Source organism: Faecalicatena contorta (assembly GCF_021531895.1).
Taxonomy (GTDB): Bacteria; Bacillota; Clostridia; order Lachnospirales; family Lachnospiraceae; genus JAFBIX01.
In genome coordinates this window covers 1-11,465 of the sequence record NZ_JAFBIX010000042.1, presented here as the reverse complement: position 1 = coordinate 11,465, position 11,465 = coordinate 1, and the positions used below count along the sequence as shown (strand labels likewise).

The 11,465-nt window shown below is 38.4% G+C and carries 10 protein-coding genes and 1 other annotated feature; all 10 genes read right to left on the bottom strand.

Translation table 11 applies throughout. The annotated features are described in order from the left end of the window. Positions 1–235: 235 nt before the first annotated feature. Complete coding sequence (locus JQM81_RS12680) at positions 236–904, bottom strand: B3/4 domain-containing protein (protein WP_235234120.1); 669 nt, start codon at positions 902–904, stop codon at positions 236–238. A 21-nt stretch (positions 905–925) separates the two neighbouring features. After that, positions 926–1,789, bottom strand: a complete 864-nt coding sequence (locus tag JQM81_RS12675) for a DegV family protein (RefSeq protein WP_235234119.1) — start codon at positions 1,787–1,789, stop codon at positions 926–928. Beyond that, entirely contained in the window at positions 1,782–3,191 is a 1,410-nt protein-coding gene (locus JQM81_RS12670) for an MATE family efflux transporter (protein ID WP_235234118.1), read from the bottom strand. The genes JQM81_RS12675 and JQM81_RS12670 overlap by 8 nt, the downstream gene beginning before the upstream one ends. 91 nt (positions 3,192–3,282) lie before the next feature. Next, complete coding sequence (locus JQM81_RS12665) at positions 3,283–4,644, bottom strand: spore germination protein (protein WP_235234117.1); 1,362 nt, start codon at positions 4,642–4,644, stop codon at positions 3,283–3,285. A gap of 122 nt (positions 4,645–4,766) precedes the next feature. Continuing rightward, positions 4,767–5,279: a deoxyuridine 5'-triphosphate nucleotidohydrolase gene (locus JQM81_RS12660; protein WP_235234116.1), complete on the bottom strand. Its 513-nt coding sequence runs from the start codon at positions 5,277–5,279 to the stop codon at positions 4,767–4,769. Positions 5,280–5,408: 129 nt separating this feature from the next. Next, entirely contained in the window at positions 5,409–6,221 is an 813-nt protein-coding gene (locus JQM81_RS12655) for an ABC transporter ATP-binding protein (RefSeq protein WP_235234122.1), read from the bottom strand. Between the two features lie 11 nt (positions 6,222–6,232). Continuing rightward, a complete protein-coding gene (locus tag JQM81_RS12650) occupies positions 6,233–7,201 on the bottom strand; it encodes an ABC transporter permease (RefSeq protein WP_235234115.1) in 969 nt (322 codons plus the stop codon). An 8-nt stretch (positions 7,202–7,209) separates the two neighbouring features. After that, positions 7,210–8,262, bottom strand: coding sequence for an ABC transporter substrate-binding protein (locus tag JQM81_RS12645; RefSeq protein ID WP_235234114.1), 1,053 nt, complete (start codon positions 8,260–8,262; stop codon positions 7,210–7,212). Positions 8,263–8,364: 102 nt separating this feature from the next. After that, positions 8,365–8,610 (bottom strand) — a binding site (T-box leader). Positions 8,611–8,675: 65 nt separating this feature from the next. After that, positions 8,676–10,061 (bottom strand): alanine/glycine:cation symporter family protein, encoded by a 1,386-nt coding sequence (locus JQM81_RS12640; protein ID WP_235234112.1) that lies wholly within the window; start codon positions 10,059–10,061, stop codon positions 8,676–8,678. A gap of 280 nt (positions 10,062–10,341) precedes the next feature. Further along, positions 10,342–11,235 carry a tyrosine-type recombinase/integrase gene (locus JQM81_RS12635; RefSeq protein ID WP_235234111.1) on the bottom strand — a complete coding sequence of 298 codons (894 nt, stop codon included), beginning with the start codon at positions 11,233–11,235 and terminating at the stop codon, positions 10,342–10,344. Between the last annotated feature and the right edge of the window lie 230 nt (positions 11,236–11,465).

Sequence of the window (11,465 nt, the reverse complement as noted above, 5' to 3'; positions counted from 1 at the left end):
TCCGTTACTGGAAAAGAAGCAGATATTTTGTGCGAAGATTTGGCTTCAAGCCAAATCTGAGAAGGCTGCTGAGCCTCGAAATCATCAAGATTTCGGGGTGAATCAGCCTGGTCACAAAATATCTGCTTCTTTTTCAGTTATGGATTCTAAGCGAAGGACTCCGCAATGGCAACCATTCCATCCGTCCTCTCACCGTACACCTCCCAATTACCAACTAACTAATCTAAATTCCCATTTACTCCACTATCCAGCTCTGAATCTCTTCTGCACCGACGTATTGTTCTAAATATTTTTTTCCATTCTCCAGTGCATGTTCTAAATCTTGATTCTGTGAGAACGAATAAATTAACGTCAGCACTTCTTCTGCATTTTCTGTAATCATAGCCCGTTCTGAATCACTGGTGGAACTCCCAATTGCACCTTTTGTATCTGCCAGCACCGGAAGGCAATCTATACGGATTTCTTCTTTTCCAATCCCTTTATAGGTCTCTCCTTCCTTTCCAACTCGAAATACTAGCTCATCTTCTATATTTGAAGTATCGTATGAACCAACAGAAAATCCTGATTCTATAGAAATCAGATTATTCACATCAACAACTGTATTTACCTCGTAAAGTCCTTTTCCTTGGCCGATTCTTCGAATCAGTGCTTCTGAAGATACGCGATAACGACTTGGATCTTTTCCAAAGGCTTTATATGCGGCTCTTGATTCTTTGATATTAGGGATTTCGTTTACACCGTAATCAAAGATTTCATCTTTTACTTTTTTGAAAATATCTTTCTTCAGATATTTCCACATCTCTTCATTTTTCTTTTCCACCTTCACTTTATATTGCAGACATCCAACCCTGACTGTCGGCCAGATCTGTTTCATTTCTTTATCAATTATAAGTGTTTTTTTCATTCTGTTTATATCTCCTATTGCTTAGCGCTTACTTCCCATGCAGAATACGGCTACAACTCCTGGACCTGTATGACTTCCAATTACCTCACCAATATTATTTACCAGAATATTCTCAATTCCCATCTTTTTGCGCACTAGTTTTGCCACATATTCAGCATCCTCTGCACAATCCCCATGGGTAATCATAATAATATCATTTTCCCAGCCCTTTGCCTGCTCAACAGCCATATCTACAATCTTATTCAACGCTTTCTTTCGTCCACGCTCTTTCCCGATAACTTGCAAAAGACCTTTGTCATCCATATGAATGATTGGCTTTACTTGAACCATTGTTCCCAATATTGCTGTTGTCTTGGAGACTCTTCCACCCCTTTGAAGATGATTCAGATCATCAATCGCAACATTATGACACACATGAAGCTTATTCTCCTCTGCCCACTTTGCTACTTCTTCGATTGATTTCCCCTCTCCTTTACGTTTCAATGCATAATATAACAGCAATCCTTCCCCCAGACAAGCGCACAATGTATCTATCACAATAACCTTACGTTCTGGGTACTCTTCTTCCAATTCTTCCGCCGCAATTCGCATACTGTTATATGTTCCACTTAAGCCAGAAGAGAACGCAAGATGCAATATATCTTTTCCTTCTTTTAGGAACGCTTCCAGTGCTTCTTTGGCTTCCTCAGGATTTACCTGAGAGGTTACTGCCATCTTTCCTTCTCTTAATTTTTGAAAAAATTCTTTGGAAGACAGTCCTTCCATTCCTTTATAGTTCTCGCCATCTATAGTATATTTCAAAGGAATAACCGGAATATGTCTCTCTTCCAACCACTCCTTTGGCAAATCGACTGTACTGTTTACTGTAATTACATAATCATTCATGTCTCTGTTCCTCCTTCTCTTTGCTTGACGATATCATAACATTTTTTTCCATATTACGCAAAATTTTTCTAATAATAAATATAAATAAAACACTGATTGTTAATATAGAACAAATATCCGCAATCGGCTCTGCCAAGTAGATTCCATTCACTCCCATGAACTTAGGCAGGATAATCGCCAACGGAATCAACAGGATTACTTTTCTAAGTAACGCAATAAATAAAGACACTTTTGCCTGCCCCAATGCCAAAAATGTCGTTTGACAAGCCGACTGAATCCCAAAGATTGTGATAACAAGGAAATATACTGGCATGACCTGACAAGTCAGTTTCTCCAGCTCAACATTATCCGTAAATATTCCCGCATATACTTCTGGCTTCAACACTGCAATACCTCCCAAAAGCAACGTAGCCGTAAGACATACCAGAATCATTCTAACGATCGTTTTCTGAACCCTATCTTTGTTACCGGCACCATAATTGTAACTGATAATAGGTTGGATTCCCTGTGTAATTCCCTGTACCGGTATTACGATTAACTGCATGATACTTGTCATAATCGACATAGTTCCTACATACAGATCTCCTCCATAACGCTGAAGTCCAGAATTTAAAGTAATACTAACCATACTCTCTGTACTCTGCATAATAAAAGGGGAGATGCCAAGTCCTGCAATTTGCATCAAAATATCCTTTTTTAAACGCATATTTTTTAATTGTAATCGTATCACACTCTTCTTAGACACAAGAAAATGTACGACCCAGACAGCACTGACCGCCTGAGAGATGACCGTTGCCAGCGCTGCACCTTTCACTCCCATATTCACACCAAATATAAAAACCGGATCCAGGCAGATATTGATCACCGCACCTATCAGCACAGACAGCATAGCAGTTCTTGCTGCACCCTGCCCACTGATAAATGTATTCAGTCCCAATGCCAGCTGTACGAATACTGTTCCAATTAAATAAATGGATATGTACTCTTTCGCATACACAATCGTCACATCACTGGCACCAAACGCATATAGTATTGGTATTTTAAATATACTGAAAAACACTGTTAAAAATACCGAAAATATAACTAACAACCCGGCAGAATTCCCGAGAATTCTTTCGGCACGACTATAATTACTTTTCCCCAACTCAATAGATGCCAAAGGTGCACCGCCCATCCCAGCAAATGCACTAAAAGCAGAAATCAACATAATAATAGGAAATGTAACCCCGACTCCCGTCAAAGCTACATCTCCGTATCCTTGAATGTGTCCAATATAAATCCGGTCAACTATATTATATAATACATTGATCAATTGAGCAGCTACTGCCGGAACTGCCAACGAAACCATCAGCTTCCCAAGCGGTGCCCGCCCCAACTTCTCGTCTCTTGTTTCCGTCTCCATTCTATCACCTCATCTATATTCTACCACGTGATGGTTATTCTGTAAAACAAGAAACTCGACTCCTCCTTTTTACCTTATCTCTTTCGTTTACTCAATTTAATTTAATGTTCAAATAATTTCTTCCTGATAAGGTTTTATTAAAGGCAACACTGCAAATCACAATAACTGTTCCTATTACGAACCCCCACCAGTTAAATAAAGCTGTAAGAAGCAACAATTCCAGACGCATAAATTTCAACGCATAACCAAGCTCAAAATTGGGTTGTGTATAATTTGCAACGGCCACAAATGCCATATATAACATCACTTCTGAATTAAACCATCCTGATTTTACAGAGAATTCTCCCATGACCAGACCTGCAATAACACTTAACGGTGTACTTAACATACTTGGTGTATTTAACGCCGCCAGCCGAAGACCATCTATGGCAATTTCGAGAATCAATAGTTGAAAAATCAATGGAATATTTACAGTATCTTTTACTGCCACAAAAGCAAATACCTCTGGAAGCCAGTTTAGATTCTGCATAAAAAGTAAAAATAATGGTGTCAAAAACACTGTCAGAAGAGTGATCAGACATCTGGCTGATTTAAGATATATGTTTGTCAACGTAGGAAAATAATGATCGTTGGCTTCTTCAATCATATCAAATATTGATGTTGGAAGAATCATTGCAGACGGGGAATTATCAACCAGAATTACAACTTTTCCTTCTAACAGACAGGCCGCCGCTGTATCTGGCCGCTCCGTAAACTTAAATTTAGGAAAAGGATTATACCATTTTCGTTTAAATAAACATTCAGCCAGACTCTGCTGATTCATTCGTAAATCATCCGTCTGAATACAATTCAACCGTTCAGATACATTTTTCAAAAGTTCCCGATCCACCCGGTCACTCATATAACAAAGTGCCACATCTGTCCGAGAGGCATTTCCAATCTCCATCATCTTCATCACAAGATGCGGATCACGAATCCTTCTCCGCATCAATGCAGTATTAAATACAATCGTCTCCACAAACCCATCTCTGGAACCACGCAGAGATTTATCTTTATCAGGTTCCTCCACACTTCGCGCTGGATAAGTTCTGCAATCAATCGCGATGCACGCATCATAGCCATCAATAAAAAGACATGTAACACCCGACAATATATTTTTCAATACCTGATCAAAATCCCCCAGCACATCCACTTCCACATACGGAATACATTTTCTTGAAAACTGCGTCGCATCCGCTGGCATGTCTTCCTCCTTCACATGAAAAAGAGAATCCATAATTTTCAGCATCGATTCATCCTTCGTAAATCCATCTATAAAATAAAAAGAAGACATCCGTCCTCCTATAACCATATCCCTCTGTATAATATCAAAACTTTCTTTAATCGGAAGCAGTCCATTCATATAAGAAGCATTTTCTTCCCTTGAAGCAGCTACCATCTTCATATTTGGCATATTCATTCCCCCATCTATCTCATATTCTTAAAAATAGAATGTCCGAAACATACAAAAATATGCAAATGGGTACACCACAAAATGCAATTAGGGACGTAGTCTTTTTAAAAAAGACTACGTCCCTAATTTGTACTTCCAAATCCACCATTACGTACTGTAGTAACATTATCATCCACAGTAATTCCATATTCTACGAAAATTCCCTGCATAAATCCTGTTCCAGCCGCGATTTCAACTGTTCTTTCTTCATTGGTATCGTTTGTAAGCTTGGCAAAAATATGTCCTTCATTGTCGGAATAGAAATAATCACTGTCAATAATTCCTACTGTATTATTCAATTGTAAACGATATTTAAACCCAAGCCCACTTCTTGGATAGCATTTCAGCACCCAATCTGATTCCATCTCTACACGTATTCCAGTAGGAATCTTAATCGTCTTTCCAGGTTCAAGAGTTATTGATACCGGAGCATAAAAATCATACCCTGCAGATCCGGCAGTTGCCCGTTTCGGGAGCTTAATATTATCATATATCTTCTGCAATTCTTGTTCTTCTGTTGGACCAAACGAATCTACAAATCCTTCCTGAAACTGTGCAAAACTCACTTTATAAAACTGTGCAATCCTTCTTGCCATATAATCCTGCCTCCCCTAAATTTAATAATGCCGCCGGCATTCCTGCCGGAGGCTATATCATTTACAATATGAGTCAATTTATATTATCATCTACTGATTCTTTTCGTCAACACCTAAAACATATGAGTATCAAGCTTCATTTTTAGATAAAAGAATTCTATCGTTATCCAGCTGCTTTCCGGCATTCTGTGCAAATTGATCCAGAAGATCATCTACCGTCATACTCTTACGTTCTTCTCCCGAAACATCCAGGATAATATTTCCTGCATCCATCATCAATGTCCTGTTTCCCAGTTCCAGTGCCTGATGCATATTATGGGTAACCATCAGACAAGTAATCTGCCGCTGTGCCACAATATCTTTGGTAAGCTGCAAAACCTTTTCTGCAGTTGCCGGATCCAAAGCAGCCGTATGTTCATCCAGCAGAAGAATTTTCGGAGTCACAATAGTTGCCATTAAAAGGGTAAGCGCCTGACGTTGTCCACCAGAAAGAAGTCCTACTGGTTGTTTCATTCGGTCTTCCAACCCCATATTCAACAAAGCAAGCTTCTCACGAAATCTCTTTTTATCTGAAGACCTGATCCGACTAAAATATGCGTTTTTTGAAGTCGAAGATCGAAGATATGCAAGCGCCATATTTTCTTCAATTGTCATATGGGGAGCAGTTCCTTTTAAAGGGTCTTGAAATAAATGTCCTATCACTTTACTTCTTATATATTCTTTTTGATAAGTAATGTCTTCTCCATCCAGTAAAATCAATCCTTCATCTGCCAGAAAAGATCCGGTAATTGCATTAAATAATGTAGATTTTCCAGCCCCGTTACTCCCAACAATTGTCGCAAAATCTCCACGTTTTAACTCAAGATTTACTTTGCGCAAAGCCATTTTTTCATTCACGGTCCCAGGATTAAAGGTCTTTGACACATTTCTCATAATCAGCATATTTTCACTCATTATCTCTGACCTTCCTTTCCTTTGCTTTCCTGTGCAAGAATTTCGTCAATATATTTCTGGTTTTTTACTCTGGCAGCACGTTTCGTCTGATAGAGATGGAATTGCCTTTTCAAATATGGCAGTCCAATTGCTATAGCTACAATTATTGCAGATACTAGTTTCAATGCCTCTGGAGGTACATCAAAACGAAGCGCTATTGCAACAATAAAACGATACAGACAACTTCCTAACACAACACCAAGAATACGGCACCAGATAGATCCTTTTCCAATTAAGGTCTCTCCTATGATCAAGCTTGCCAGAGCAATCGTAACCATACCGGTTCCAAGATTGATATCACAGGACTTCTGATATTGTGCCAAAAGTCCACCAGAAAGTCCTGTCAATGAATTGGATAGACAGAGTCCGATCGTAATCATCAATTTTGTATTAATACTGGATGCACGGACCATATCCGGATTATCTCCAGTCGCCCGAATAGAGAGTCCCAATCGTGTGTTTAAAAATAACGATACCAAAAAACCGATTACGATCACAATAATTGCTACAATAAGTAATGTGTACCAGGCTCCTCCAATATGCTCTTTTCCCCATGTGAAGATAGAATCACATCCAAACAAGTTAAGATTAGAGGCAAATCCCATTGCTGCAATATTAATTGTATATAATCCTGTATTTACGATAATACCGGCCAAGATGGATTCAATTCCCATCTTCGTCTGCAAAAATGCAGTTACAAAACCCGACACAGCCCCTGCACCCATCGCTGCGAATAATCCCAACACCGGATGTCCTGCTATCGTCAGTGTCGCACAGACTGCACACCCTAAAGTAAAGCAGCCATCTGTAGACAGATCCGCAATATTCAATATAGTAAATGAAATAAATAGTGCAAGTGCAACCAGCGAATAGATAAATCCAAGTTCCAAAGCGCTCTGCACAATCGACAACGTAATAATTGACCCCATAATAACCTCTATTCAAACTCTTTTGCAGTCACAGTCTCCACCACTTCTGAGCCAAGATCTTTGAATGTCTCAACAGCAATACCAACAGACTCTGCTGTCTCTGTATTAATTGTAATAATACCATCTTCCAAAGTCTCAACCGGCATCTCTGCTGGATTCTTTCCATCTACCAGAACCTCTACTGCCATATCCGCGGTTACTGTTCCAAGATTTTCATAATTTACACCATATCCGATGAATGCTCCATTTAATGCAAATGAGTCAGCTCCTGTATAGTGCGGAATCTTTGCATCCGTAAATTTCTCAAAAATAGCAAGTTCTGCTGTCATAACTGTATTATCCTGAGGAGTAAATACTGCATCTACTGTCTCTGCTACCAGTGAATCTGCCGCAGCCTGAATCTCAGCAGAAGTAGTTCCTGTCTTCTCTACATATTCCAAATTGTTTTCCTCACAGAACTTAATTGCATCTTCAATAGATCCAATAGAAGAATCCTGACTCTTATCGTATAAAAGACCAATCTTCTTTGCGTCCGGATTACCTGTCAGAATCAGATTCATAATCCCCTCTGTATCAATTGCATCAGAAGTACCTGTAATATTAGAACCAGGAGCCTCATTATCTGCCACGAGACCTGCACCCACCGGATCAGATACTGCAGAAAATACAACTGGAATCTGGTTATCTTCTGTTGCTGATTGCATAACCATTGCTGCCGGAGTTGCGATTGGAATAATGATGTCTACCTCGTCCGCAACAAGATCTGCGGCAATCTGATTCAAAACCGTAGAATCAGCCTGACCGTTAAATGTATAATCTTCATAATCAAATGTGACCCCAAGTTTCTCACCCTTGGCATCTAATTCTGCCTCGATTGCTTTTTCAATCTGATTTAAAGAAGCATCATCCACATACTGTACAATACCAACCTTGTATGTTGTATCCTCAGTCTTTGTCTCCTCTTTACTTTCAGACGTATCTTCACTTGAACTTCCACATCCTGTTACCATTGTTGCTACCATTGCAACTGTCAATAATCCTGCTAATACTTTGTTTTTCATTGTCTCATTCTCCTTTTTATGAAATTTACTTTTGCTGTTAGGAGAGAAAATTCGTGGATTACGGCACTTTCTTCAAAAAAGAAAACCGCCTCAAACTATAATGTTTGAGGCGGTAATAATATCTTATTATCGCGGTACCACTCAAATTGACGAATCGTCCACTTTTCTCATGTACTAACATACACTCCTGATTGATAACGGGTTCGGTTCCCGACAAACCATACTCTCTAAAGATTTCCGGCTGCCCTCGAAAGTCCATTCATCTATCAACTTCATACGGCAATTCCACCATCTGCCGCTCTCTTTAATGTCATTAGATAAACTACTTCTCTTTCTCATCGGTTTTTCTTATTTACAACATAACTTTAATCCAATAAAGTGCATTTGTCAAGTCAAAGTTTCTATTTTTTTTATTAATCCTTAATAACTGGAATTGGTGTATCATCTTTTGCGTCCAAATCATTAATATATTTCTTTGTTTCCCGAACCATTTCATTGGACAACAAAAGCACCGCAACAATATTTGGAATTGCCATCAATGCATTCAATGTATCAGCAATCAACCATACAAGATCAAGTGCCACTACAGGAGCAATTGCTGCTACAACGATATAAAGAATGCGATATGGGACCAGAATCTTCTTACCACCAAAATACTCTACGCAACGTTCGCCATAGTATGCCCATCCAAGAACTGTAGAATAAGCAAATGCGATAATACCTAATGTCAGAATAATTGGGCCAAGATAAGGAATCTGTGAGAACGCCATGGATGTAAGGACACCACCATTATCAATTTCATCCGCATTGATAGATGGGTTCTTCATGATTGTCGTTACCAATACAAGACCTGTCATTAAACATACAACTACTGTATCCCAGAATGTACCAGTAGAAGATACCAATGCCTGACGAACCGGATTTCTTGTCTGAGCTGCTGCTGCTGCGATAGGAGCGGAACCAAGACCAGATTCATTAGAGAAAAGACCTCTGGCAACACCAAAACGCATTGCTGCCATAATACCAGTACCTACCAGACCACCTGCTGCTGCTCCCGGTGTGAATGCAAGTTTGCAGATTGTTCCAATAGCTGGAATTATGTAATCATAATTCATAAATAAAATTATAATACATCCCAGAACATAGAAAATTGCCATGAATGGAACCAATTTTTCACATACTTTGGAAATGGACTTGATACCTCCAAAAATAACGATTGCAGTAAGGATTGCAATAACGATTCCAACTGCAACTGGAGGAATACCAAAGTTCTCATTACATACGGTTGCAATCGCATTTACCTGTGTGGCACAACCTATTCCAAAAGAAGCAAAGCCAGCAAAAATTGCAAACAACATGCCAAGCCACTTCATATTCAAACCACGATCCAGAGCGTACATTGCACCACCCTGCATACGGCCATCTTCTGTTTTTACTCTGTATTTTACAGCGATGAAAGATTCTGCATATTTCGTAGCAATACCAAATACACCTGTCAACCAACACCACAAAACAGCTCCAGGTCCTCCAAGTGCAATCGCTGTACCAACACCAATGATATTACCGGTACCAATTGTAGCTGCCAAAGCTGTTGTCAGAGCCGCAAAATTTGATACTTCACCTTCTGCTTCTGGATCCTTTGTTACTGACAGCTTAATACCTCTTGAAATTGTGTATCTCTGAATAAAGCCAGTACGGATTGTCAAAAAAACATGAGTTCCTAACAAGAGAATGATCATCGGCCATCCCCAAACCACTCCATTAATGGTGTTCACTACTGAATTAATAGCATCTAGCATATTATTCCCCCTTTTCTTCCTTTGCTTTTCATATGCACTTTTTTGTAAACATTCTGATAAATCGAAAAGAGTATCGGCATGTTCGTCGGTACTCTCTTGTATATCACCTGTTTATATTTTACCTCATTGTATTTAAAATATCAATAATTGTTACGAAATTGACATTTAATTTTTTGCAAATACAGAATTATAAAGATTATTCTTCGTTTTTATCATCCTAAACCAAGCCAAAATGTTTATATGTGTGAATTTTCTGACGTTTTGACATGAAAGGACAAAATTATGTCGTTGGCGGTTCTACTTTGACTTTAACCAGATTATTTGCCGCCTTTTGAATACTATCACGATATATAACATTATCATAACGTTTTATCTGCACTTTCGTTATTCCCATTTGCTTCGCTACTTGTCTGGAATCTGCGCCATAAGAAAACATTGTAACTCCACAAGTATTCCGTATACTTTCCGCACTATAGCAAGGAATTCCAGCTTTCTTTGCATATTTTTTCATTAATCGACTAATGTACATCGGATTTAGTTTATTTCCACGACTATTATAGAATAAAAACGTATTCTCTTTTCGTTCATTGATATAACACTCAATCACTCGAACTGCATCCTCTGGAATAAAACTTTTTTCTCTGCGATCTATTATAGATACATATACTCCGTTTTCATATATAACAAAGTCTTCCGGTTTAAGCTCTACAATTTCCGTAGAAGTAAGACCGACCCGATAAAGCAATACAATAATACAATATGCCATACTGTTTTCTTCTGCAGCCAAAAGGAGTCGGTCTATATGTTCCAAAGGAACAGCTTTAACATGTTTTTCCTGCTTCGCCACCACCTTCAAATATGGATAATAATAATCTCGATAATCCTTATCTATCCCGTATTTTTCATGGTTTTCGTACACATACTCAGCAAAAGAATGTAATTCCCGAAACTTTTTTGCCATCGTTCCAGGTCTTAATGCTCCTTTGTTAACTTTATTCTGCAACACAGCAAAATATTCTTTCACTTCTACTTCTCTTATCTCAAAAAAATCTTTTTGAAAATAGTTCATAATTTCACGTATATCGGTCCGATAAGAGGCTTCTGTTGTAATACTTTTAAAATGTGCCTTAAAATCATTCCAAATCCCTTGACTGAATAAATTCTCTTGATTCATACTTATTGTTCTCTCCTTCCCTGATTGATTATATCCGCGAAGCGGAACTTATGATATGTTATAAGTATAATTCATACTATAACATTTATGATTTTTTTTTAAGTATAATGGTCTCATAAATTAAGACACTTTTTCGGACAGTTTTTAATGAATCTGATATACTTAAACCAGTATGAAAGAAAGGATCCATTATCATGTCCAGACAAAGAAGAAATTTCAATGCCAAATTC

Bases quoted from the DNA above. Each gene is read 5' to 3' on its own strand.
- JQM81_RS12680 (WP_235234120.1), bottom strand. From the start codon at position 904: ATGAAAAAAACACTTATAATTGATAAAGAAATGAAACAGATCTGGCCG.
- JQM81_RS12675 (WP_235234119.1), bottom strand. From the start codon at position 1,789: ATGAATGATTATGTAATTACAGTAAACAGTACAGTCGATTTGCCAAAG.
- JQM81_RS12670 (WP_235234118.1), bottom strand. From the start codon at position 3,191: ATGGAGACGGAAACAAGAGACGAGAAGTTGGGGCGGGCACCGCTTGGG.
- JQM81_RS12665 (WP_235234117.1), bottom strand. From the start codon at position 4,644: ATGCCAAATATGAAGATGGTAGCTGCTTCAAGGGAAGAAAATGCTTCT.
- JQM81_RS12660 (WP_235234116.1), bottom strand. From the start codon at position 5,279: ATGGCAAGAAGGATTGCACAGTTTTATAAAGTGAGTTTTGCACAGTTT.
- JQM81_RS12655 (WP_235234122.1), bottom strand. From the start codon at position 6,221: ATGCTGATTATGAGAAATGTGTCAAAGACCTTTAATCCTGGGACCGTG.
- JQM81_RS12650 (WP_235234115.1), bottom strand. From the start codon at position 7,201: ATGGGGTCAATTATTACGTTGTCGATTGTGCAGAGCGCTTTGGAACTT.
- JQM81_RS12645 (WP_235234114.1), bottom strand. From the start codon at position 8,262: ATGAAAAACAAAGTATTAGCAGGATTATTGACAGTTGCAATGGTAGCA.
- JQM81_RS12640 (WP_235234112.1), bottom strand. From the start codon at position 10,061: ATGCTAGATGCTATTAATTCAGTAGTGAACACCATTAATGGAGTGGTT.
- JQM81_RS12635 (WP_235234111.1), bottom strand. From the start codon at position 11,235: ATGAATCAAGAGAATTTATTCAGTCAAGGGATTTGGAATGATTTTAAG.